Origin of the sequence: Pseudomonas sp. S32 (assembly GCF_016648095.1) — a bacterium.
In the GTDB taxonomy this organism is placed as follows: domain Bacteria; phylum Pseudomonadota; class Gammaproteobacteria; order Pseudomonadales; family Pseudomonadaceae; genus Aquipseudomonas; species Aquipseudomonas parafulva.
The window spans coordinates 1-22,892 of sequence record NZ_JACVVF010000004.1 but is presented as its reverse complement, the minus strand read 5'-3'; the positions used below and the strand labels follow the sequence as shown (position 1 = coordinate 22,892).

The 22,892-nt window shown below is 63.9% G+C and carries 20 protein-coding genes; 8 read left to right on the top strand and 12 right to left on the bottom strand.

Annotated elements, in window-relative coordinates; all coding sequences use genetic code 11:
* Positions 1–59 precede the first annotated feature (59 nt).
* The 7 genes from IAE38_RS03140 to ffh form a co-directional block, all read right to left on the bottom strand.
* Positions 60–803, bottom strand: coding sequence for a thioredoxin fold domain-containing protein (locus IAE38_RS03140; protein ID WP_201161858.1), 744 nt, complete (start codon positions 801–803; stop codon positions 60–62).
* 153 nt (positions 804–956) lie between these two features.
* On the bottom strand, positions 957–1,853 hold the full coding sequence (xerD, locus tag IAE38_RS03135; protein ID WP_201215832.1) for a site-specific tyrosine recombinase XerD: 897 nt from the start codon (positions 1,851–1,853) through the stop codon (positions 957–959).
* 164 nt (positions 1,854–2,017) lie between these two features.
* Positions 2,018–2,368 (bottom strand): 50S ribosomal protein L19, encoded by a 351-nt coding sequence (rplS, locus tag IAE38_RS03130; protein WP_003252148.1) that lies wholly within the window; start codon positions 2,366–2,368, stop codon positions 2,018–2,020.
* A gap of 42 nt (positions 2,369–2,410) precedes the next feature.
* Complete coding sequence (gene trmD / locus IAE38_RS03125; RefSeq protein ID WP_201215829.1) at positions 2,411–3,163, bottom strand: tRNA (guanosine(37)-N1)-methyltransferase TrmD; 753 nt, start codon at positions 3,161–3,163, stop codon at positions 2,411–2,413.
* A 3-nt stretch (positions 3,164–3,166) separates the two neighbouring features.
* On the bottom strand, positions 3,167–3,703 hold the full coding sequence (gene rimM / locus IAE38_RS03120; protein ID WP_201215826.1) for a ribosome maturation factor RimM: 537 nt from the start codon (positions 3,701–3,703) through the stop codon (positions 3,167–3,169).
* A gap of 5 nt (positions 3,704–3,708) precedes the next feature.
* Positions 3,709–3,960: a 30S ribosomal protein S16 gene (gene rpsP / locus IAE38_RS03115; RefSeq protein ID WP_008094480.1), complete on the bottom strand. Its 252-nt coding sequence runs from the start codon at positions 3,958–3,960 to the stop codon at positions 3,709–3,711.
* Positions 3,961–4,209: 249 nt separating this feature from the next.
* Positions 4,210–5,586, bottom strand: a complete 1,377-nt coding sequence (ffh, locus tag IAE38_RS03110) for a signal recognition particle protein (RefSeq protein WP_201215823.1) — start codon at positions 5,584–5,586, stop codon at positions 4,210–4,212.
* A 281-nt stretch (positions 5,587–5,867) separates the two neighbouring features.
* On the opposite strand from ffh, the gene IAE38_RS03105 reads away from it, so the two are divergent.
* The 3 genes from IAE38_RS03105 (at position 5,868) to IAE38_RS03095 (ending at position 9,455) form a co-directional block, all read left to right on the top strand.
* Entirely contained in the window at positions 5,868–6,677 is an 810-nt protein-coding gene (locus IAE38_RS03105; RefSeq protein WP_028634843.1) for a cytochrome C assembly family protein, read from the top strand.
* A 9-nt stretch (positions 6,678–6,686) separates the two neighbouring features.
* Positions 6,687–7,889, top strand: coding sequence for a transporter associated domain-containing protein (locus tag IAE38_RS03100; protein WP_201215820.1), 1,203 nt, complete (start codon positions 6,687–6,689; stop codon positions 7,887–7,889).
* 264 nt (positions 7,890–8,153) lie between these two features.
* Positions 8,154–9,455, top strand: a complete 1,302-nt coding sequence (locus IAE38_RS03095) for an MFS transporter (RefSeq protein ID WP_028634841.1) — start codon at positions 8,154–8,156, stop codon at positions 9,453–9,455.
* 42 nt (positions 9,456–9,497) lie between these two features.
* Here IAE38_RS03095 and purT read toward each other — a convergent pair whose 3' ends face one another.
* The 5 genes from purT to IAE38_RS03070 form a co-directional block, all read right to left on the bottom strand.
* Positions 9,498–10,679 (bottom strand): formate-dependent phosphoribosylglycinamide formyltransferase, encoded by a 1,182-nt coding sequence (gene purT, locus IAE38_RS03090; protein WP_201215813.1) that lies wholly within the window; start codon positions 10,677–10,679, stop codon positions 9,498–9,500.
* A 76-nt stretch (positions 10,680–10,755) separates the two neighbouring features.
* Positions 10,756–11,223, bottom strand: a complete 468-nt coding sequence (locus IAE38_RS03085; protein ID WP_201215810.1) for a VUT family protein — start codon at positions 11,221–11,223, stop codon at positions 10,756–10,758.
* Between the two features lie 352 nt (positions 11,224–11,575).
* On the bottom strand, positions 11,576–11,770 hold the full coding sequence (locus IAE38_RS03080) for a DUF1289 domain-containing protein (protein WP_028634838.1): 195 nt from the start codon (positions 11,768–11,770) through the stop codon (positions 11,576–11,578).
* Positions 11,763–12,287, bottom strand: a complete 525-nt coding sequence (locus IAE38_RS03075) for a gamma carbonic anhydrase family protein (protein WP_201215807.1) — start codon at positions 12,285–12,287, stop codon at positions 11,763–11,765. The genes IAE38_RS03080 and IAE38_RS03075 overlap by 8 nt, the downstream gene beginning before the upstream one ends.
* On the bottom strand, positions 12,284–12,931 hold the full coding sequence (locus IAE38_RS03070) for a CoA pyrophosphatase (protein WP_201161868.1): 648 nt from the start codon (positions 12,929–12,931) through the stop codon (positions 12,284–12,286). The genes IAE38_RS03075 and IAE38_RS03070 overlap by 4 nt, the downstream gene beginning before the upstream one ends.
* 124 nt (positions 12,932–13,055) lie before the next feature.
* Between IAE38_RS03070 and IAE38_RS03065 the strand changes: the two genes are divergently transcribed.
* The 5 genes from IAE38_RS03065 to IAE38_RS03045 all read left to right on the top strand — a co-directional run bounded on the left by IAE38_RS03065 (position 13,056) and on the right by IAE38_RS03045 (position 22,792).
* Positions 13,056–13,610, top strand: a complete 555-nt coding sequence (locus IAE38_RS03065) for an NUDIX hydrolase (RefSeq protein WP_201215805.1) — start codon at positions 13,056–13,058, stop codon at positions 13,608–13,610.
* A gap of 26 nt (positions 13,611–13,636) precedes the next feature.
* Positions 13,637–14,191 (top strand): L,D-transpeptidase family protein, encoded by a 555-nt coding sequence (locus IAE38_RS03060; RefSeq protein ID WP_201215803.1) that lies wholly within the window; start codon positions 13,637–13,639, stop codon positions 14,189–14,191.
* Between the two features lie 161 nt (positions 14,192–14,352).
* Positions 14,353–16,035, top strand: a complete 1,683-nt coding sequence (locus IAE38_RS03055; protein ID WP_201161871.1) for a ShlB/FhaC/HecB family hemolysin secretion/activation protein — start codon at positions 14,353–14,355, stop codon at positions 16,033–16,035.
* 27 nt (positions 16,036–16,062) lie between these two features.
* Positions 16,063–20,580, top strand: coding sequence for a hemagglutinin repeat-containing protein (locus IAE38_RS03050; RefSeq protein ID WP_201215800.1), 4,518 nt, complete (start codon positions 16,063–16,065; stop codon positions 20,578–20,580).
* A gap of 166 nt (positions 20,581–20,746) precedes the next feature.
* Positions 20,747–22,792, top strand: a complete 2,046-nt coding sequence (locus IAE38_RS03045; protein WP_201215798.1) for a PhoX family protein — start codon at positions 20,747–20,749, stop codon at positions 22,790–22,792.
* Positions 22,793–22,892: the final 100 nt, after the last annotated feature.

Below are 22,892 nucleotides of genomic sequence, written 5' to 3'. Positions count from 1 at the left end.
ACACCCTTGCCGACCGTGAAACATGCCGTCACCCCATGACGACGGCGCATTGAACTGAATTACTTGGCCAGTGCCAGCTTGGCCACTTGCGGTGCCGGCTGGTAGCCCGGAATGACCTGCCCGCTCTCCAGCACGATGGCTGGTGTGCCATTGACACCGATCGACTGGCCCAGCTGGAACTGCTTGCTGACCGGGTTGGCGCACTTGGCCGCCTTGATTTCCTTGCCTTCCACCATCTTGTCCATGGCCGCACGACGGTCACTGGAACACCACACGGCCTGCAGTTGCTGGTCGCCTGGCGAGTTCAGCCCCTGACGCGGGAACGCCACATAGCGTACCTCGATGCCGCGGCGGTTCAGCTCGGGCACCTCGGCGTGCAGCTTGTGGCAGTACGGGCAGGTGGTGTCGGTGAACACGGTGATGTGCGATTTGGTTTCGCCCTTGGCGGGGTAAACCACCATCTCGGCAGCCGGGATGCCATTGATGAGCTTGGCAATGCCCATGCGCTCGGTTTTCTCGGTCAGGTTGACCGGCTTACCGTCCTGGATCTGGAACAGATAGCCCTGCATCACGAACTGGCCATCGGCGCTGGCATACAGCACACGGCCACCCTGCAGCTTGACTTCATACAGGCCACTGAGCGGGCTGCTGGCAACGCTTTCTACAGGCACTTCCAATTCAAGGTTTTGCAACGACTTGCGAATAGCCTGCTCGGCACCGGTATTGCTGTCGGTGGCCGCAGCAGCGGCGAAGGTGCTGGCCAGCGCCATCGCGGCGGCGGCGAAAAACTGGGTCACGCGCATGGGAACTCCTGAGGGCGGACAGGGACCGGAGGGCGTCACCTGCGGGAAAACGCGGTGACCGTGCGGTCCTTGGTGCAAACCGGCCAAGCCTACCACATCACGCCCCTGTTTAAGGGCCCTGCAGGGTGCCGGCCAGCGGAACATGAAAAACATTCATCCACGGGGGTGGTGCTGGGCATGCAGTTGCTGAAGGCGTGCCTTGGCCACGTGGGTGTAGATCTGGGTGGTGGACAGGTCGCTGTGGCCCAGCAGCATCTGTACCACACGCAGGTCGGCACCGTGGTTGAGCAGGTGGGTGGCAAACGCGTGGCGCAGGGTATGGGGCGACAGCGGCTTGTCGATCCCGGCCACCCGGGCATGGTGCTTGATACGGTGCCAGAAGGTCTGGCGAGTCATCTGCTCACCGCGCAGGCTCGGGAAAAGCACATCGCTGGGCCGGCCACTGAGCAGCTCGCCGCGGCCATCGCGCAGGTAGCGCTCAAGCCATACCACCGCCTCCTCACCCATGGGCACCAGGCGCTCCTTGTTGCCCTTGCCCATCACCCGCAGCACACCCTGGCGGAGGTTTATCTGGTCCAGGGCCAGGCTGATCAGTTCGGTCACACGCAGGCCACAGGCATACAGCACCTCAAGCATGGCCCGGTCGCGCTGGCCGATGGCCTCCCCCAGGTCGGGGGCCTGCAGCAGGGCCTCGACATCTGCCTCGGACAGAGACTTGGGCAACGGCCTGCCCAGCTGCGGCATGTCCACCTGCAGCGTCGGGTCCACGGCCAACTGCGTCTCCCTCAGCAAATACCGGTAAAAGCCTCGCAGGCCAGACAGAAAGCGTGCAGTGGAGCGCGGCTTGTAGCCTTGGTCCAGGCGCCAGGCCAGGTGGTCGAGAATCAGTTCGCGCCCCGCGTCGGGCAGGCTGATGCCACGCTCATGCAGCCAGCCGTTGAACAGGGCCAGATCGCTTCGGTAGGAAACCCGGGTGTTATCAGACAGGCCTTTTTCCAGCCACAGGGCATCGAGAAACGCGTCGATCAGGGGGTGGTCCAGGGCGGGCATTCGGGGGCTGCTGGGTTACAAAGAAGGGGCTAGTGTTTCACAGCGGCTGGCGGGTTGTCTTCACCCGTCGATGCAAGGAGCCAACAGGGTTACAAAAAGCAAAAAAGCAGCCCGAAGGCTGCTTTTTTCTCGCTAGGCGGCGTTTGCCACCGGGCAAACTGTACTCAGGACAGTTTTTCCTTGATGCGAGCGGCTTTGCCGGACAGGTCGCGCAGGTAGTACAGCTTGGCTTTACGCACGTCACCACGACGTTTCACGGCCAGGCTGTCGATTTGCGGGCTGTAGGTCTGGAAAGTACGCTCAACACCCACACCGCTGGAGATCTTGCGCACGGTGAAGGCGCTGTTCAGGCCGCGGTTGCGCTTGGCGATAACAACGCCTTCGAACGCCTGCAGACGGGAACGCTCACCTTCCTTCACTTTAACCTGGACGACAACGGTGTCGCCTGGTGCGAAGGTCGGGATTTCCTTGCTCATCTGCTCTGCTTCGAGCTGCTGGATGATCTTGTTGGTCATGCTGTGCTCCTAAGATGGATACGCGATCCACCATCGATACGTTTAACTATCGTCCCGCTCGCGGAGGTATTCCTCGAGCAGCTTCTTCTCTTCTCCAGAAAGTGAGCGACTTTCCAGAAGATCGGCGCGTCGTTCGAAGGTCCTACCAAGGGACTGCTTCATTCTCCAACGCCGGATGTGTGCATGGTTGCCACTTAGCAACACGTCGGGAACACGCTGATCCGCATACACCTCAGGCCGGGTGTAGTGCGGGCAATCCAGCAGACCGTCGGTGAAAGAATCTTCCTCCGCCGAGTCCACATGCCCTAAAGCTCCGGGCAGCAGCCGTGTAACCGCATCGATCAGTACCATGGCCGGCAGCTCGCCACCGGAAAGCACATAGTCGCCAATCGACCACTCCTCATCGACATGAGCCTCGATAAAGCGCTCGTCAATGCCTTCATAACGACCGGCGATCAGGATCAACGATTCCTGTTCGGCCAGGCCTTTGACCGCCTGCTGAGTCAGCTTGCGGCCTTGTGGCGAGAGGTAGATCACCTTCGCCGCTGCTCCGGTTGCCTGCCTGGCGTTGACCAGTGCATCTTCCAGAGGCTTGATTTTCATCACCATGCCCGGACCACCGCCAAACGGCCGATCATCTACCGTATGGTGACGATCTGTGGTGTAGTCCCGCGGGTTCCAGCAAGTCAACTGAAGCAACCCCTGTTTCACCGCGCGGCTGGTAATGCCGTACTCCGTGATGGCCGAGAACATCTCGGGGAACAACGTGATGACGTCTACGCGAAGGTTACCCATCGTCTAGAAGTCCGCGTCCCATTCAACCCGCATCACGCCTGCTTCCAGGTCGACGTTGAGCACGCATTGCGCCGTATAGGGCAACAGACGCTCGCGATCATCCAGGCTGCCTGCGCAGGGTTTGACCACCATTACATCGTTCGCACCGGTCTCCAACAGGTGATCGACCGTGCCGAACAGCTGTTCGTCCTGGTTGATGACCTTCAGACCTACCAACTGGTACCAGTAGTACTCGTCGGCAGCCAGGTTGGGCAAATGGCTCCGCGCAATGCAGATTTCGTAACCGCTGAGAAGCCGGGCTTCATCACGATCATCGAGGCCTTTAAGCTTCACGACCAGGCCCTTTTGGGAGCCACGACCGCTGACCAGCTCGACCTGCTTTACCTTGCCTTCGTGCCGAAGCGTCCAGCCGGGATAATCCAACAGGTTTTCAATCGGATCGGTAAAGGAGTACACCTTCACCTCGCCGCGAACGCCGTGAACCGAAAAAATCTTGCCAACGACGATGAGGTCGTCAGCCTTTTCTGGCGTCGCGTTCATACTGCTCAGGCGGCAGCCTTGGCAGCGTCCTTCAGCAGCTGAGCAACGCGCTCAGACGGCTGTGCGCCCTGGCTCAGCCAGTAGGTGACGCGCTCTTGGTTGACCGACAGCTTGACTTCGGCGCCCGATGCGATCGGGTTGAAGAAGCCAACGCGCTCAACGAAACGGCCGTCACGGGCGTTACGCGAGTTGGTCACGGTCAGGTGGTAGAAAGGGCGCTTTTTCGAGCCGCCACGGGCCAGACGAATGGTTACCATGTGAACATCGTTCCTATAGTCGGTGCTGCAGTTTGTACTGCAAATCTGAATGCCAAATAGGCACACGGGTGCCCAAAAGGCCGCATATTCTCAGGGAATACACGGACATTTGCAAATGCCTTTTTCGGCCTGGCCTTGCCACGCCGTCCGGATTTGCCGTTATAAGCCGCGCCTGGCGCGGCCGTTGCCCCCGCCACGGCGGGGGTTCTGGGCGCCTGCCCAATGAGGGGCAGGCGCTCTGAACAGGGTTTACAGCTTCGGCATGCCGCCGCCTGGCAGCATGCCGCCCAGGCCACGCATCATCTTGGCCATACCGCCCTTGGCGGAAAATTTCTTCATCATCTTCTGCATTTGCTTGTGCTGCTTGATCAGGCGGCCGATGTCTTGCACCTGGGTGCCGGAACCCAGCGCGATGCGGCGCTTGCGCGAACCACTGATCAGGTCGGGGTCACGACGCTCGGCAGGGGTCATGGAGTTGATGATCGCCTCCATCTGCTTGAACTGCTTCTCGGCCGCACCTTGAGCACCGCCCATCTGCGACAGGTTGACGCCACCGATGCTCGGCAGCTTGTCCATCAGGCCACCCAGGCCGCCCATGTTCTTCATCTGTTGCAGCTGGTCGCGGAAGTCTTCGAGGTCGAAGCCCTTGCCCTTCTTCAGCTTCTTGGCCAGCTTGTCGGCCTTGGCCTTGTCGATGGTCTGTTCGGCCTGCTCGATCAGGCTGAGCACGTCGCCCATGCCGAGGATGCGCGAAGCCACACGGTCTGGGTGGAACGGTTCGAGCGCTTCGCTCTTCTCGCCCATGCCGATGAACTTGATCGGCTTGCCGGTGATGGCGCGCACCGACAGCGCCGCACCACCGCGGGCATCGCCGTCCACCTTGGTCAGTACAACACCGGTCAGCGGCAGTGCTTCGCCGAAGGCCTTGGCGGTGTTGGCGGCGTCCTGGCCGGTCATGGCGTCGACCACGAACAGGGTCTCGATCGGCTTCACTGCAGCGTGCAGGGCCTTGATCTCGGCCATCATGTCGGCGTCGATGTGCAGGCGGCCAGCGGTATCGACGATGACCACGTCGATGAACTTCAGCTTGGCTTCACGGATGGCCGCTTCGGCGATGACCACCGGCTTCTGGCTGATATCGGAGGGGAAGAAGGTAACCCCGATGTCATTGGCCAGGGTTTCGAGCTGCTTGATCGCTGCCGGGCGGTAAACGTCGGCCGAGACCACCATCACGCTCTTCTTCTTGCGCTCCTTGAGGAAGCGCGCCAGCTTGCCGGCGGTGGTGGTCTTGCCCGCGCCCTGCAGGCCAGCCATGAGCACCACGGCGGGCGGGGCCGCATTGAGCGCGAGGTCTTCGTTGGCCGCGCCCATCAGGCTTTCGAGTTCGGCCTGAACGATCTTGACGAAGGCCTGGCCCGGGGTAAGGCTACGCGACACCTCGGTGCCGACCGCACGCTCCTTGACGCTGTTGACGAAATCCTTCACCACCGGCAGGGCAACGTCGGCCTCGAGCAGGGCCATGCGCACTTCGCGCAGCGTGTCCTTGATGTTGTCTTCGGTCAGCTTGGCCTTGCCGGTAACATGGCGCAGCGTCTGTGACAGGCGGTCGGTCAGGTTTTCGAACATGGTGATCCTTTCAGGCCCAGTAGAAGCCGAGGTTTGTCAGGCGCCGGGGGAGCAAATACAGACCCGCCAGGCGCAGCAAGGCGGCGATTATAGCGAAGTGCAGCGCCGCCGCCCACCTCGCCAGCAGCAGCAAGCTTTAAGCTGCAAGCTGCAAGCAAGAGCCAATGCGCGTGACGGCTGCTTTTTCTTGCGGCTTGTAGCTCAAAGCTTGCAGCTCAAAGGTGCAGCTTGCAGCGGGCTATGCCAAACTCCGTCTCTTTAGGGCTCGCCAACCAGGACTTATGTTCTCCTCTCCCAGCCTCATCCCCAACCTGATCGCTGCCGTGCTGTACACCGTTGCGGCCATCTACCAGGGCTCGGCCCTGGCCAAGGGCCGCAAGGCCGACAAACGCCTGCCTGCCCTGCTGGGCACAATTGCGGTGCTCGCACAGGGCGGCGCGCTGTTCTTCCAGCTGATCACACCGCTGGGCCTGAGCCTGGACTTCTTCAGCGCAGCCAGCCTGATCGCAGTAGCGGTCATCGCCCTGACCTTGCTGGCCTGCATCAGCATCCCCGTGGAAAACCTCCTGGTGCTGCTGTTCCCCCTGGGGGCTGTGACCGCGCTGTTGGCGCAATTCGCGCCACCCGGCACGGTGCCGCTGATCGACGAAGAACCCGGCATTCTTGCGCATATCCTGCTGTCGATCCTGGCGTATGGGCTGTTCACCATCGCGGTGTTCCAGTCGCTGTTGCTGCTGGTGCAGGACCGCCAGCTGAAAAACAAGCACCCGTCCGGGCTGATTCGCAACTTCCCGCCCCTGCAGACCATGGAAAGCCTGCTGTTCGGCTTTCTCTGGGCAGGCTGGTGCCTGCTGTCGCTGTCGCTGATTTCTGGCTGGCTGTTCCTGGACAACCTGTTCGCCCAGCACCTGGTGCACAAGACGCTGCTGGCCTGCGTGGCCTGGGTGGTGTTCAGTGTGCTGCTGTGGGGCAGAACCCGCCTGGGCTGGCGTGGCCACAAGGCCATTCGCTGGACGCTGGCAGGTTTCTGCCTGCTGATGCTGGCCTATTTCGGCAGCAAGCTGGTCCGTGAATTCATCCTGCACATCTGACGGCCACCCATGAACATCCTGCCGTACGCACCGCTACTCGGCACTTCGGCACTGGCACTGCTGTGGTCCGCCCTGTTCACTGCCGTCGAGGCCGCCCGCACACACCCGGCCACACAGCAGGCCGAGGGGGACGGGCAGCCCGCCCTGCCCGGCCCGGCGCTGGTGTTGTGCGCCAGCCTGGGCAAGCTGCTGGTGCTCGCCCTCGCCTGCCTGATCGGCCTGCGCGAGGGCGGTGACCATGGCTTCTGGCTGGCAGGCCTGGCTGCCGCCGCTGCCCTGCTGGTGTTCGCCGAATACCTGCCGCGCCGGCTTGCCCGCCGCAACCCGCAGGCGTTTGTGAGCCTGGGTGCCAGCCTGCTGCAGATGCCACTGGCGGTGCTGCAGCCACTGGCCTGGCTACTCGATGGCTGCGCAAAGCTGTTGTTGCGCCCGTTTCGCCTGCAACCCGCCGCCATGGCGCTGCACCCGCAGCAAGCGGACCCCTTCGATGAAGACGACGAACACGACGCACCTCGCCGGGGCCTGCTGGACGGCATGCAGTCACTGGACAAGATCACCGTCAACGACATCCTGGTGCCGCGCAACGAGGTAGACGGCATCAACCTCGATGACCCGATCGAACGTATCAGCGAACAACTGATTGTCAGCCGTCACACCCGCCTGCCGGTCTATCACAACGATATCAACCAGGTCGAGGCGGTCCTCAATACCAAGCTGATCAGCCACCTGCTGCCCCACGGTGGCCTGACCCTGCAAGCGTTGCGTGACGCTTGCTACGAGCCGTACTTCGTCCCCGAAAGCACGCCCCTGAACCTGCAACTGCTCAACTTCCACAAGCAGCAGCGGCGCCTGGGCGTGGTGGTGGACGAGTACGGCGAGGTGCTGGGCATCGTCACTCTGGAAGACATCCTTGAAGAGATCGTGGGTGAGTTCGAAGACGAGCAGAGCCTGGACAACCCCCATGTGCACAAGCAGGCCGACGGTACCTGCGTGATCGACGGCGCAGCCTCCCTGCGCGAGATCAACCGCACCTTGGGTTGGCACCTGCCCTGCGATGGCGGGCCGAAAACCCTCAACGGGCTGGTCACCGAAGCCCTGGAAAGCATACCGGCCAGCGCGGTGTGCCTGAAAATCGGCCGCTACCGCCTGGAAATCCTCGAAACAGAAGACAACTGCGCCAGCAAGGTACTGGTATGGACCGTGACCCGGTAGCTATACTGCGGTCACGCTTACCCAGCCCCGCCGTCCCGCCTGCTACCCGCATCCGGTGGTTTACGGCCAAGCCGCCTGACTGACACGCCCAGCGGTTCTGCTTCAACACCCCGAACAGTGCCCGCCCCGCCCCACCCCCTGGCCCATCGTCAGTCTGGCGCAGACAACAATAAAACGCTCCGGCGCTTATCGCCCGTGCCCGTGCCAAACCCACAGGCGCACGCAACGCTGATGGCGCCCGGCCAGACTGTCAGGGACTCACGCATGACTACCAGCAGCACCTATGCCCAGGCGCCCAGTGCGCCGGTCAACTCCCCCGCACGGGTGGCCACCGCAAGCTTCATCGGCACCGCCATCGAGTTCTACGATTTTTACGTCTACGCCACGGCTGCGGCCCTGGTGATCGGCCCAGTGTTCTTCCCGTCCGGCTCCGGCACGGCGCAGATGCTGGCGGCGTTTCTTACCTTCGGTATCGCCTTCCTGGCGCGGCCGTTGGGCTCGGCGCTGTTCGGCCACTTTGGCGACCGTATCGGCCGCAAGTCGACCCTGGTCGCCTCGCTGCTGCTGATGGGTGTGTCCACCACCGCCATCGGCATCTTGCCGGGCTATGACAGCATTGGCGTATGGGCGCCGATCATCCTCTGCCTGCTGCGCTTTGGGCAGGGCCTGGGCCTGGGTGGGGAATGGGGTGGTGCCGCGCTGCTGGCCACGGAAAACGCGCCGCCGGGCAAACGCGCCTGGTTCGGCATGTTCCCGCAGCTGGGGCCATCGATCGGCTTCCTGGCCGCCAATGGCCTGTTCCTGACCCTGGCCCTGGTGCTCAGCGACGAGCAGTTCCGCGAATGGGGCTGGCGCATCCCGTTCCTGCTCAGCGCCGCGCTGGTGTTGGTGGGGCTGTACGTGAGGCTGAAGCTTGAGGAAAGCCCAGTGTTTGCCAAGGCCGTGGCGCGCCATGAGCGGGTGAAAATGCCGGTGGTGGACCTGTTCTCCAAATACTGGATGCCCACCTTGCTGGGCGCTGCGGCCATGGTGGTGTGCTACGCGCTGTTCTACATCTCGACCGTGTTCTCGCTGAGCTACGGCGTCACCACCTTGGGCTACAGCCGCGAAACCTTCCTGGGCCTGTTGTGCTTCGCCGTGGTGTTCATGGCCCTGGCCACACCGCTGTCGGCATGGCTCAGCGACCGATACGGGCGCAAGCCGGTGCTGATTGTCGGTGGCTTGCTGGCCGTGGCATCCGGTTTTGCCATGGAACCGCTGCTGACCTCCGGCTCCACCGCCGGGGTGGCGCTGTTCCTGGCCATCGAGCTGTTCCTGATGGGGGTCACCTTCGCGCCCATGGGGGCTTTGTTGCCGGAACTGTTCCCCACCCACGTGCGCTACACCGGTGCTTCGGCAGCCTACAACCTGGGCGGTATCGTCGGCGCCTCGGCAGCACCGTTCTTCGCCCAGAAACTGGTCAGCATGGGCGGTTTGAGCTGGGTGGGGGGGTATGTGTCGGCCGCAGCAGTCATCAGCCTGATCGCCGTGCTGTGCTTGAAAGAAACCCGCGACAGCGAGCTGTAAGCGCGGGGCTGCAAGGGGCATAAGCCCCTTGCAGCTACCTGCTCAGAACTCGACCTTGACTGCCTGGGAGGCGCGGGTTGCCTTGGCCCGGGCCGCTTCGACCGACTCGTCGCGCGCCAGGCATACGCCCATGCGGCGCGTACCGTTGATTTCCGGCTTGCCGAACAGGCGGATCGCGGTGTCCGGCTCGCTCAGTGCGGCGCCCAGGTTGGCGAAGCTGGTCTGCTGGGACTGCCCCTCGGGCAGGATCACCGCCGAGGCAGACGGCCCGAACTGGCGCACCACCGGGATCGGCAAGCCGAGAATGGCACGGGCATGCAGGGCGAACTGCGACAAGTCCTGTGAAATCAGCGTGACCAGGCCGGTGTCGTGAGGGCGTGGCGACACCTCACTGAACCACACCTGGTCGCCTTTCACGAACAGCTCCACGCCAAACAGGCCGCGCCCGCCCAGGGCATCGGTGACCGCCTTGGCCACCCGCTGCGACTCTGCAAGTGCCTTGGGGCTCATGGCCTGCGGCTGCCAGGACTCCTGATAGTCGCCCTTCTCCTGGCGGTGGCCCACCGGTTCCAGGAAGGTCGTGCCGCCCACGTGTCGCACGGTCAGCAGGGTGATTTCATAGTCGAAGTCGATGAAGCCTTCCACGATCACGCGCCCCTTGCCAGCACGGCCGCCCTCCTGGGCATAGGCCCATGAAGCCTGCAGGTCGGCGTCGCTGCGCAGCAGGCTTTGGCCTTTGCCCGACGAGCTCATCACCGGCTTGACCACGCAGGGGTACCCCACGTCGGCCACGGCATGGGCGTAGGCCTCGAAGGTGTCGGCGAAGTGGTAGGGCGAGGTGGGCAGGTCCAGGTCTTCTGCCGCCAGGCGGCGGATGCCTTCGCGGTTCATGGTCAGCTGGGTGGCGCGGGCGGTGGGCACCACGTTGAAGCCTTCATTCTCCAGCTCGACCAGGGTAGCGGTGGCGATGGCCTCGATTTCCGGAACGATGTAGTGCGGCTTCTCGGCCTCGATCACCGCCCTCAGGGCCACGCCATCGAGCATGTTGACCACGTGGCTGCGGTGGGCCACCTGCATGGCCGGGGCATTGGCGTAGCGATCGACGGCGACCACTTCCACGCCCAGGCGCTGAAGCTCGATCACCACTTCCTTGCCCAGTTCGCCACAGCCGCACAGCAGTACACGGGTCGCGGTAGGCGACAAGGGGGTTCCGATACGGGTCATTTCAGGTCCTCGCAGGCATCCGGGGCCACGCCATGCCAGGCGCCACCCGCTGAAAAAGGACCGATATTCTACACCATCAGCCCGCCACAGCGGCCCGCCGGGCGCGAAATGCCATGGCCAACCACACCGCCGTGACCCCCGCGAACTTGGATGCCATGGCCGTACCGATCACAGCCGGGGTGAGCGCCCCGATCATGCCGAAGAAGATGAACGTGTCCACCGGGATGCTCAGCGCGGAGCTTAGCCACAGGCGATCGCGCAGGGGCCGGCGGGTGACACTGAACACCAGCCAGTCGATCAGCTCGGAAACGAAGAACGCCGTCGCGCTGGCCAGCGCGATGGCCGGCTCGGACGTAGCGTACGACAGTCCCAATGCGGCCAGCATGGCCAGTAGCGCACCATGGCCGAAGCGGGTCTGCACCATGTCGCGCAGGATGAACACCAGCCCGCCCCAGGCAGACCAGATGACGTCCAGGTTCGGGGCGCTGGAAAAGGCATAGTTGATCAGCACGACGCTGCTGATGTAGGCGATCAGATAAAGCATGGCGAGTCATCGGTGGGCAAGCCGCACAGAGTACCGCTGGCTTGTTCGCGGGTAAACCCGCTCCCACAGGGAATATGGTTTGCTTATTGAGTCACCGCCCGCACGGTAGCGCAGTACGGATTAGTTGATTAAAAAGCCTGTGGAATTAACTGTCTGCCAAATTTCTGAACGCTGGCATCTATCTTGTGGGAGCGGCTTCAGCCGCGAACACCGGCAAAGCCGGTGCCACACACCGCGTTGCCTGCTTCGCGGGTAAACCCGCTCCCACAGTGATTGCGCCAACTTTGAGATCTTGTGGAAGACAGTTGCTCCCTCAGGTATTGCACAGCTCAGAATGCCAGGAAGGCAACGACTAGAGGATAAGCCCGGTCTGCAAGGCCCGCTCGTGGCACAGCTTCAGCACCGCGCGCCGCTCGTCGTCGTTCATCCGCCCCCAGCGGCTGATTTCGGCCACGCTGCGCTGGCAGCCGGTGCAGATATCCTGTTCATCCAGCGCGCAGATGTTCACGCACGGTGACGCTACCGGGCGCACCGGGGTGTCATTCATCGTCAACCACCAGCTCCCGTGCATAGCGCTGGGCATTGTGCACGTAGTGCGCCGCACTGGCCTCGAGCATGCGCTTTTGCTGTTCGGTGAGTTCGCGTACCACCTTGCCCGGTGAACCCATCACCAACGAGCCGTCGGGGATCTCCTTGCCCTCGGCAATCAGCGCATTGGCGCCGATGATGCAGTGCTTGCCGATGCGCGCACCATTGAGAATGACTGCATTGATGCCAACCAGGCTGTAATCCCCCACCGTGCAACCATGCAGCATGGCGTTGTGGCCCACCGTAACGCCCTTGCCCAGGGTAAGCGGCGAACCCATATCGGTATGCATCACCGTGCCGTCCTGCACATTGCTGCCCTCACCGATGTCGATCAGCTCGTTGTCGCCACGCAGCACGGCGCCGAACCAGACGCTGGCGTCGGCCTGCAGGCGCACATTGCCGATCAGCGTGGCGTTGGGTGCAGCCCAACTGGTGGGGTGGGTTTCGACCCGCAGGTCGGCCAGGCGGTATTTCATGGTTGTTCCTCAGGCTGGGACGCAGATGGCAGGGTGGGCCCTGCTCGCTTGTCGGGGTAACGCTCGGGCGGGTGATGCAGGCTGATGCCGGCATCGAACAGCAGGTTGACCAGTTCGACGATCATGATCGCCGACAACCCCCAGATCTTGTAGTCACCATAACGGTAGCTGGGCACGTACCAGCTGCGCCCCTGGTAATCGATACGGTGGGTATGGTCGCGAGGGTCCTGGCGGAAAAACTCGAGCGGCACGGTGAATACTGCCGCGATCTCGGCGTCGTTGGCACGGTATTCGACAAAGTCGGGGATAACCCCGACAAACGGGGTCACCTTCAAACCATGCAGGGAAATCAGCGGGCTAAGAGGGCCGAGCACCTCCACCAGCCCGGGTGGCAGGCCAATCTCCTCTTCGGCCTCGCGCAGGGCGGTGAACACCAGGTCCGGGTCTTCCGGGTCGCGGCGGCCACCGGGGAAGGCAACTTCGCCGCCGTGGGTGGACAACCCTTGAGCGCGCAAGGTGAGGACCAGTTCGGGCGCTTCGCTGCGGGTAATGGGCAAGAGCACCGCCGCTTCCGGAAACCGTCGGTCGGTTTCCAGCGTGGCAGGTTGGTGGTTGCTCATTCGGCGAAGTAGCTCGTCCAGCATTGCGTACACTCGTGTCCAAGGCCTGCCCTGCATGATGCACCAAAAGCCGCCAGGCACCCAAGCCCTGCCCGCTTGCGGGCGCCAGGCCGGCACGCCAAGATAGGGGCAAACAAAGGGGCCACCTATGAATTACTGCAGTGCATGCGGCCAACCGGTCATCCAGCAGGTACCCGAAGGCGACAGCCGCCTGCGGTATGTCTGCCCCTCCTGCCACACGGTCCACTACCAGAACCCCAACGTGGTGGCCGGCGTGCTGGCCACCTGGGGCAGCCAAATATTGCTGTGCCGGCGCGCCATCGAACCGCGTCGAGGTTTCTGGACACTGCCGGCAGGCTTCATGGAAAACGGCGAAACCCTCGACCAGGCAGCGCGCCGTGAAACCGTCGAGGAAGCCTGTGCCAGGGTGAAGGACATGGCCTTGTACCAGCTGTTCGACCTGCCGCACATCAACCAGGTGCACGTGTTCTTCCGGGCACAGCTGGCAGACCTGGACGTGGCCACCGGCGCCGAGAGCCTGGAAGTACGGCTGTTCGAAGAGCACGAGATCCCGTGGCAGGCCCTGGCTTTCCGGACCGTGGCGCGCACATTAGAATGCTACTATCGCGACCGCACTGGGCAGCACTTCCCCATTGGCCATGAGTACGTGCCGCCGATGAACCTTGCGTCGTCCTCCACCTAGCTCAGAGCCTTCAGGGATACCGTTACATGCGCTGGTTGCTTGCCTTGTTCTGCCTTTGCGTGACTTCGGTGTCCCAGGCGGCCTATACCGAAACCATCATCCGCAAGCCGGCACCCGCCGCGCAGGCGCTGCCGCGCGCGGCGCAGCCGGTGCAACCATTGATCGACAAGGTGCTGGTGATCAAGTCCGAGCGGCGCCTGCAGCTGATCAGCCGTGGAGAGCCGCTGAAAACCTACCGCATTTCCCTGGGCAAACAGCCTAAAGGCCCGAAAGAGCGCGAGGGCGACAAGAAAACCCCCGAAGGCTTCTACTGGCTGGACTGGCGCAAGCAGAGCGAGCGTTTCAACCTCGCCATGCATATCGACTACCCCAACGTCACCGATGCCGCCCGTGCCCGCCGCGAAGGGGTCAGTGCCGGCAGCATGATCATGATCCACGGTACGCCGATCAACGATGAATACCCGGAATGGTACTTCCACACCCTGGACTGGACCGACGGCTGCATTGCCATGCGTAACCACGACATGCAGGAAGTCTGGAGCCTGGTGCGCGACGGGACCATGATCGAGATTCGGCCTTGATAGAGCGCCATTCGGCGCAGGCTGTAGGAAACCTCCCACCATCTCGCTGGAATCTGCCTGACAATCGCTTAGGCAAGGGACGGCATCCAGGCGAATAGCCCGCCTTTTAGCATCCACGCAGTCGAGTACGGAGCCCGTACTGCAACAGCGGGGTGCTTACAATGCCGAACCACAAACGCCCGAACGCCGGCTGGTTGCTGGCTGCCTGCCTCGCGGTGCTGCTGTGCATGCCCGGGGTTGCCAGCGGCGACACCGCCAGCTGGCAACTGCGGGAACAGCAGCAGAACCTGCGCGACCTGCAGCAGCAACAACGCCTTGAGCGCTGGCAGGGCAAACGCGAACCCAGCGAAACCTCCCCCGGGCCCGCCCCAGCACCTGCCCACCAGCCTTGCTGGGCCATCCGTGGCGTGCAGATTGCAGGCAACCACCAACTGCCAGACACCCTGCTGGCCGACACCGTACGGCGCTCCGTTACGGCCTGCATGGGCCCCGCCGACATCGACCGCCTGCTGCGGGCCCTTACCGGGCAATACGTGGCCGCGGGCTTTCCTGCCAGCCGCCCCTACCTGGCGCAAACGCCGCGCAGCGGTGCGCCCCTGCATATCGGTGTGGTGGAGGGCTTTGTCGAGTCCATCGAGCTCGCCGGCCCTGAATTGCCGCTGTCGTTGTCCAGTGCCTTCCCCGACATGCTTGGCCAGCCCCTGTACCTGCCCCAGCTGGAACAAGGGCTGGACCAGCTCAACCGCCTGCGGGCCTACGACCTGGGTGCGGATTTGCTGCCCGGCACATTGCCAGGCGCGACACGGGTGGTGGTGCAGCCGCGCAAAGTGGCATCACCCTGGCACCTGGACAACCGCTTCGATAACCGTGGCAGCGACCAGACCGGCCGCCATCGCCTGACCACGGGCCTGGGGCTGGACAGCCCGCTGGGCCTGAATGACGACCTGCGTGTCTCCCTCAGCCGCACAGTCTTCGGGGCGCCCGGCTACAGCCAGGGCCTGACGCTGTACTACAGCATCCCCTACGGCCCCTGGACCTTCGCCATGAGTGCCAGCCGGCTGCGCTACAAGGCCCCCCTACCGGGTAGCCACCAAGTGGCCGATGGCAGCAGCCGCTACCGCAGCCTGAGTGCCGAACGGGTGCTGTGGCGCGGCCCGCGCGGCATGCTCAGCGCCAGCGCCCGGGTGGACCGCAAGCAACTGATCAACCGCAGTGCCGGCGCGGTCATCGTGCAGCAAAGCCCGACGCTGACCACGCTGGAGGCTGGGCTCAACCTGCTGTGGCTTGATCAGGGGCTTTGGAACGCCTACCTGGGTGTTGCCCAGGGTATCGGTGCATTCGGTGCCGACCGCTCGCCAATCGGCGTTCAGCGCCTGCGCCCAGACTTTCGCAAGTACCGCGCCAACCTGCTGCACCTGCGCCAGGGCCCGGCCGAGTGGCCTTGGCGCTGGCAAAGTGAAGTGGCGCTGCAGTACAGCGACGACGCCTTGCCTGCCGTCGAGCAGTTGCTGGCCAGTGACGACACCGCCGTGCGCGGGTTCCGCCTGCGCACCTATTCCGGCAGCAGCAGCGCTGTGTGGCGCAACACCGTCAGCCAGGCCCTGCCCCACGCCTTCAACCAAGCCCTGCAGATACGCCCCTATCTAGGCGTGGACCTGGGCTGGGCCCGCACCCTGCCCGGCTCATCGCCCCAGCGCCTGGCCGGGGCCGCCGCAGGCGTCGAGCTGAGCCTGCCCGGGAGCCGGCTGCGCCTGGACTACCAACGTGCGCTGCATGCCAGCGACTTGCCTGGCCGACGCCTGGAACCTGGGTTCTGGGTGCTGGACTGGGCCCTGACAATCTGATTCACCCACAACAATGAGAACAAAAACATGAAAACACCCTCGCCCCACTGCATCCGCCCAGACACCTTGCGCTGGGCCATATTCCTGGTGGTACTCGGCTCTGCCAGCGCCCTGGCCCAGGGCGGCCTGGAAGCTGCAAGCGGCCCTGGCGGAACACCAGTGATCAACCAAGGCCATGGGGTGCCAGTGATCGAGATCGTGCCACCCAATGCCAGCGGGCTGTCGCACAACCAGTTCAGCGACTACAACGTGGGCAACGCCGGGCTGGTACTGAACAACGCCACCGCCCCCGGGCAATCGCAACTGGCGGGCGCCCTGGCTGCCAACCCGCAGTTCCAGGGCCAGGCGGCCTCGACCATCCTCAACGAAGTGATCAGCCGCAACGCCTCGCTGATCGAAGGGCCGCAGGAGGTGTTCGGCCACCGCGCCGATTACCTGCTGGCCAACCCCAACGGCATCACCCTCAATGGTGGCAGCTTCATCAACACCACCCGCGCGGGGTTCCTGGTGGGCACGCCTGAAATCAAGCAGCAGCAGTTGAAGTACCTCGACACCCTGGGTGCCAGCGGCAGCCTGCGGGTACTGGGCGGGGGCCAGAGCAACCGTGACGGCGCCCTGGACCTGATCGCCCCGCGCATCGACAGCCAGGGCCTGCTGAACGCCGGCACCGACCTGGGTATCACTGCCGGGCGCAACCGCATCGACCGCAGCACTGGCGATATCGTCCAGCACCTGCCCGGCACCCCGTCCAGCATCGATGCCAGCCTGTTCGGCGCCATGCAGGCCGGGCGCATCCGCGTGGTCAGCACTGCAGAGGGCGCGGGGGTGCGGGTGCAGGCGCCACGAGTCGAAGCCACAGAAGGCGTGCAGATCCAGTCAGCCGGTAATCTGCAGGTCAGCGGCACTGCCAGCAGCCCTGCCCTGCTGCACAGTGCGCAAGGCACGCTGAAGCTGACCGCCAGCGATGACCTGACCCTGGCGGCACTGGAAGCGAAGGCCCAGCACATCGAAGCACGGGCAGGCAAAAAGCTGACACTCGACGCCCAGGCCCTGGAGCGCGTGACCCGGGACACTGACAACTGGAACAAGCAGTTTCTTTTCGTCACCCGCGAAACCTACAGCCGCAACACCACCACCACCGACGTCAAACAACAGGGTACCCGGCTGCAGGCCGATGACAGCCTGGCCCTGCAATCGGGCGGCGACCTGCGCATGACTGCCGCCCAGCTACAGGCCGGCAACGGGCTGCGCATCGACAGCGGCGGCAACCTGGAGGTGCTTGCCGGTATTGATAGCCAGCGGGTGGAGGAACAGATACGCCACCGCAAGGACCTCTGGCGCGGCGACAGCGACACCGACACCTATACGCAAAACGCGCAAGGCAGCACGCTGGACGCCGGGGAGATGACCCTTAACGCCGCCGGCAAGCTCAACGTGCAGGGCAGCAGCCTGCACAGCCGCGGCGACTTGGCGATCACCGCCAGCCAGGCGAACGTGGCCACTGCGCAATTGCAGGATCGGGGAACCCGACGGGATTACCGCGGCGACCTGGTGTCTGGCACGTTCTTCGGCGACCGCAAAGGCAATGACAGTGACGGCAAGCGGGTTGCCGGTAGCAGCATCACCAGTGACGGCGCGCTCAGCATCAGCGCAGACACCGTTACCATCAAGGGCAGCAAGGTGTTCGGCCAGCAGGGCGCCACGCTCTACAGCCAGCAAGGCGCCCTGGCGATCGAGGCAGACCGGGACACCCACACCCGCACCGACCATAATCGCGACAGCAAACTGTTCGGCCTGATCGCCAGCGAAGGCAACAGCACCGAGCGTAAGGAACAGGTGCTGAGCAGCGATGTGGGTTCTGCCACCAATCTGCGCCTGGCCAGTGCAGAAGAACTGCGAATTCAAGGCTCCAAGGTCGAGGCCGGGCAACACCTTGGCATCGAGGCCAAGGGCGACCTGGTGGTCGACAGCGTGCAAACCGTCGATGAAAGCGAAACCCGTACCCAGCAACGCGGCTTCAGTGGCCATGCCCGCGAAACCCAGGCAGCGCACGGCGACAAGCCGGGTTCGCGGCAGTACACCGCCGGCCTGGGCTATGAGGTGAACACCAGCACCGGCCAGCACCGGGAAACCCATCAGGTAGGCAGCGAACTCAAGGGGGCGTCAGTCAGCCTGGGTAGCGGTGCACAGTTGCACGTCAATGGCTCCAAGGTCACCGCCACCACCGGGGACCTGGAAGCCAACGCCCAGAGAATTGTATTGGGCGCCACCCATGACAGCCAGGACACCACCCGCACCGACACCCAGAGCGGCGGCAGCCTCGCCGTAAGCGGTGGTATCGACCGCCTGGGCAGCCAGTTCAATGGCTATCACAACCGCAGCGACGAGCACGAGCAGCAAACCCAGGTGCAGCACAGCGAGCTGCAGGCCGGCGGCAACCTGCGCCTGCACAGCGATACGCTGGTGACCGAGGCCGCACGGGTGAAGGCTGGCAACACGTTGGACGTTACCGCAAAACAGATCGAGAACCGCGCCGTGTACGATACCTATGAACACGAAAAAAACCGCAACGACTGGTCTGCCAGCCTGGGCGCAAGCCTGGAGTACCGCGACCTGACCCGCCCCATCGAACGGCTGGTGCTGGGCCAGGAAGCTGCCCGCTTCCAGCAGGCTTCCCCGGAAGATGCCATGGTCGCCCCCAGCATCGGCGCGGACATGACAGTCGAACACCTCAAGCACCTGGAAAACCAACGCCGTGGCTTCGCCCAGGTCAGCACGTTTTCCGGTGCCGACGTGCAGGTCAAGGCCGACAGCCTGATGGATCAAGGCACGCGTTGGCAGGCGGACACCGGCACCTTGCAGATCCAGGCGCAACAGCACCACATGACAGCAGCCGCCAACACCGAGCAGCGCAGCGAGCAACGCCTGAACTTCGCCGGGGATGCCCGCGTGGACACCAGCAGCGGCAAGGACGTGAATGTACGGATAGCGGGTAACGGTGGGTCGCTGGCCCAGCAGAGCACGGCCAGCACGGCGGTGGCCGGCAGCCTGTATGGCAAGCAGGGTATCCAGGTGCAGCTTGGCAGCGATGGCCGCTACGAGGGCACGCGCCTGGATGGCGGCAGCGGCGACGTCCGTATTCACAGCCAGGGTACATTGGCCTTTACCCAAGCCACTGACACCGCCCAACAGCAGTCGCGCCAGCTGGATGGCAATGCCTGGGTCAAGGTTGGCAACCGCCCTGGCAGCACCGGCATCGACGGCCGCGGCTACCTCGACCACGCCAGCCAGCAGCGTACGCAAAGCACAGCCCAGGTTGGCCAGATCGACAGCCAGGGCGAGGTGCGCCTGACCAGCCAGGGCGACCTGCTGCTCGAAGGCACGCGCATCGGCAGCCGCGAGGCCCCGACCGGCGACATCACCCTGCACAGCGGTGGCCTGCTGCAGGTGAAGGCCGCAAGCAGCACTCGGCAGGCCAGCGGTAGCAGCCTGGGCGGAGGCCTGGAGCTGGCGTTGAAAACCGGCACCAGCAAAGGCGGTGCCATCGGCGGCCATTTCAGCCATGGCAAGCAGCAGGAGGATGTGCGCGAGGCTGTGGATGCGCGTTTTACAAGCAGCGGTAAGCTCAGCGTGGGCAGCACGGCACGCGAAGAGGTTGCCGTAAACGTCCAGGGCCTGCAGGCCAGCGCCCAGCACATCGCCCTGGATGCGGCCAACGGCGGTATCCGGCTAGAGGCTTCGTCCAACCAGGATGTGCGCGACAACCTGCACGTCACCGCAGGTGCTGGCTTCAATAGCAGCACCGGCAACCTGGACACCCGAGGTTTGCACGGCCGGGTCAAGGTCGACCTGGACAAGCGCGACAACCTGACCTGGAACGCCAGCAACCTGCGTGCCGACCACATCAGCCTGAACAGCCGGGGTAACGCTGAGCTTCAGGGCGTGAGCCTGGAGGCCGGGAAAATCGACGGCACGATCGAAGGCGACCTGCGCGTTGCCAGCCTCAAGGACAGCGTAAACACCCTCAGCATCAAGGGCGACGCCAGGCTCAGCCACGAAAAGAACCCGCAGGGGTATGTGAATGCCGCCACCTCGCTGGCGGGGCCTTTTGGCAGCAAAGTGTCCGAGAAGGCGGGCTCGGCACTGGGCAAGGTGGACCCGGGTTTATCGCCTACCCTGCGCCTGGATGTTTCCCACGCGCAACGTGACACCGTCGGCCAGCAGGCGGTACTCAAAGGCAGCGAAGGCATAGCGTTGAATGTGGGGGGTAATGCCCACCTGGTCGGCGCCCGGTTGCAGTCAGCCCGGGGCGACGTGCGGCTCGACGCGGCTGCGGTTACCCAGGAAACGTTGAATGGCAGTGACTATCGCCGAGATGTCTCGGTGGATGCTTCCAATTCCCCGGTAGACCTGGGCACCGCCCTGGCCGATATCGCCAAGGGCAAAGGGGCTGCCGCAGGGGAGGCTCCCCTGGACCTCGGGTTGCTGCGCACCAGTGGGCACAACCGCAGCGAGCAATGGGCCTCCAGCATTAGTGGGAAGTAATGTGCGGTAGGCGCTAGCAGCGCGGTCGATGGGGGCCAGCGCCCCCATCGACTTCAGCGCGGACCTGCCGACTACGGCTGTCCCTTTAACAAACCTGAAACCCGGACGTCACATTCACGCACTAGAGTGCGGTCTGGTTCAACTCAGCCATAAAAAGGACACCTTGATGAGTCGTGACACCGGCGACAACCTGGACAGGAACCACAGCACCAACCTGCTGATGGCCACGGTCATGGATGCCTACCTGAGCCGCCGCACCGTGATACGCGGCAGCCTGGCCGCCGCTGTCGGCATGATCGCCGGCACCGGCCTGGCCGGCTGCCTGGGGGGGGACCGCCCCGGCAGTGCACCGCCAACCGGCAAACCTGTACAACCCAAGTTGTCACTGGGCTTCCAGTCCATCCCTGGTTCACGCACCGACGCCTGCACCATTGCCCCCGGCTACACCGCCTACGTGCTGGCCCCCTGGGGCACGCCGCTCAACCACGCGGCCAACCCCTGGAAAGCGGACGGCAGCAACACTTCGCACGACCAGGCCAATGCCATGGGCATGCACCACGATGGCATGCATTTCTTCCCGATCAATGGCAGCTCGGACGATGGCCTGCTGGCAGTCAACTTCGAGTACATCGACACCGCCGCCCTGCACCCCGCCGGCCCCACCAAGGACGCCCACGGCAAACGCCCGGCCGAAGAGGTACGCAAGGAGATCAACGCCCACGGGGCGGGCGTGGTACGCCTGAAGAAAACCCAGGGCCGCTGGCAGGTGGTGGACAACGACCCATTGAACCGGCGCTTCACTACGGCTTCGCGCATGCAGATCAGCGGGCCGATGCGCGGCAGCGCTCACGTACGCACCCCGTACTCCCCCGCCGGTACCCATTGCCGCGGCACCAACAACAACTGCGGTAACGGCTACACACCATGGGGCACCTACCTGACCTGCGAAGAGAACTGGCCGGGCATCTTCGTCAACAAGGGCACGCGCCCTGAAGACCAGCGCCGCATCGGCGTTGGCACCAGCGGCGGCCAGTACGGTTGGGAAACCGCCGCCGGTGACCGCACCGAGGTTGACGGCGAATTCGCCCGTTTCGACATCACCCCCAAAGCCGCCAGCGCCAACGGCGACTACCGCAACGAGGCCAGTACCTTCGGTTACATCGTCGAGATCGACCCTTACAACAGCAGTACCCTGGCCACCAAGCGTACCGCCCTCGGCCGCTTCCGCCACGAAGGCTGCTGTCCGGGCCTGGCCGTGGCGGGTAAACCGTTGGTCTGGTACATGGGTGACGATTCCAACAATGAGTACCTGTACAAGTGGGTATCCAGTGCCGTCTGGGACCCTGCCGACGCCAACCCGACGGATCGCCTGGCCACCGGCAACAAATACCTCGACCACGGCAAGCTGTACGTAGCCCGCTTCGATGCCGACGGCACCGGGGTGTGGCTGTTGCTGGACCCCTCCACCGTGACCACCAGTGGTAGTACCCTGGGCGCGTTGTATGGCGACCTGCCGGGCATCATCCTCAACACGCGCGGCGCCGGCGATGCGGTGGGTGCAACGCCGATGGACCGGCCGGAATGGACCGCCGTCAACCCGCTCAATGGCGATGCCTACCTGACCCTGACCAACAACAGCGTTCGCACGCCGGCCCAGGCCGACGCAGCCAACCCACGCGGCCCAAACCGGCATGGCCATATCATCCGCTGGCACGACAGCAGCGACCATGCCAGCTTCACCTGGGACATCTTCGTGTTCGGGGCCAATGCTGGCGGCAACGCCGACATCAACCGCTCCGGCCTGACCGAGCTTAACCAGTTCGCCAGCCCTGACGGCATGAGTTTCGATAGCCGGGGCGTGCTGTGGTTCGAGACGGACAACAGCGAGGCCACGATCACGGATTACACCAACGACCAGCTACTGGCGGTGATCCCCACGCAACTGGTGGACGACAATGGCAAGCAGGTGCCGGTGAGTGCACACAACCAGGCCGACTTGCGGCGGTTCTTTGTGGGGCCTAATGATTGCGAGGTGACGGGGATTACCTTCACGCCGGACAACAAGACGCTGTTCATCAACATTCAGCACCCGGGGAACTGGCCTTCGACTGACAAAGCCACCGATGCGACACCTCAGGGCACTCGGGTTCGCCCTAGGTCTTCGACGGTGGTGATTCAACGTGATGACGGCGGGGAGATTGGTACTGCCTGAGATGCGTTCAGTTGGGGCGCGCGCATCGCGTGAACATTCAGTAGCTCCGGTGGCGCTTAGTCACCTTTCCGCCCTTCCGGCGGGTTACTTTGGTCGCGGC

Coding starts and splice junctions, on each gene's coding strand:
- IAE38_RS03140 (WP_201161858.1), bottom strand. CDS start 803: ATGCGCGTGACCCAGTTTTTCGCCGCCGCCGCGATGGCGCTGGCCAGC.
- xerD (WP_201215832.1), bottom strand. CDS start 1,853: ATGCCCGCCCTGGACCACCCCCTGATCGACGCGTTTCTCGATGCCCTG.
- rplS (WP_003252148.1), bottom strand. CDS start 2,368: ATGACCAACAAGATCATCCAGCAGCTCGAAGCAGAGCAGATGAGCAAG.
- trmD (WP_201215829.1), bottom strand. CDS start 3,163: ATGGGTAACCTTCGCGTAGACGTCATCACGTTGTTCCCCGAGATGTTC.
- rimM (WP_201215826.1), bottom strand. CDS start 3,703: ATGAACGCGACGCCAGAAAAGGCTGACGACCTCATCGTCGTTGGCAAG.
- rpsP (WP_008094480.1), bottom strand. CDS start 3,960: ATGGTAACCATTCGTCTGGCCCGTGGCGGCTCGAAAAAGCGCCCTTTC.
- ffh (WP_201215823.1), bottom strand. CDS start 5,586: ATGTTCGAAAACCTGACCGACCGCCTGTCACAGACGCTGCGCCATGTT.
- IAE38_RS03105 (WP_028634843.1), top strand. CDS start 5,868: ATGTTCTCCTCTCCCAGCCTCATCCCCAACCTGATCGCTGCCGTGCTG.
- IAE38_RS03100 (WP_201215820.1), top strand. CDS start 6,687: ATGAACATCCTGCCGTACGCACCGCTACTCGGCACTTCGGCACTGGCA.
- IAE38_RS03095 (WP_028634841.1), top strand. CDS start 8,154: ATGACTACCAGCAGCACCTATGCCCAGGCGCCCAGTGCGCCGGTCAAC.
- purT (WP_201215813.1), bottom strand. CDS start 10,679: ATGACCCGTATCGGAACCCCCTTGTCGCCTACCGCGACCCGTGTACTG.
- IAE38_RS03085 (WP_201215810.1), bottom strand. CDS start 11,223: ATGCTTTATCTGATCGCCTACATCAGCAGCGTCGTGCTGATCAACTAT.
- IAE38_RS03080 (WP_028634838.1), bottom strand. CDS start 11,770: ATGAATGACACCCCGGTGCGCCCGGTAGCGTCACCGTGCGTGAACATC.
- IAE38_RS03075 (WP_201215807.1), bottom strand. CDS start 12,287: ATGAAATACCGCCTGGCCGACCTGCGGGTCGAAACCCACCCCACCAGT.
- IAE38_RS03070 (WP_201161868.1), bottom strand. CDS start 12,931: ATGCTGGACGAGCTACTTCGCCGAATGAGCAACCACCAACCTGCCACG.
- IAE38_RS03065 (WP_201215805.1), top strand. CDS start 13,056: ATGAATTACTGCAGTGCATGCGGCCAACCGGTCATCCAGCAGGTACCC.
- IAE38_RS03060 (WP_201215803.1), top strand. CDS start 13,637: ATGCGCTGGTTGCTTGCCTTGTTCTGCCTTTGCGTGACTTCGGTGTCC.
- IAE38_RS03055 (WP_201161871.1), top strand. CDS start 14,353: ATGCCGAACCACAAACGCCCGAACGCCGGCTGGTTGCTGGCTGCCTGC.
- IAE38_RS03050 (WP_201215800.1), top strand. CDS start 16,063: ATGAAAACACCCTCGCCCCACTGCATCCGCCCAGACACCTTGCGCTGG.
- IAE38_RS03045 (WP_201215798.1), top strand. CDS start 20,747: ATGAGTCGTGACACCGGCGACAACCTGGACAGGAACCACAGCACCAAC.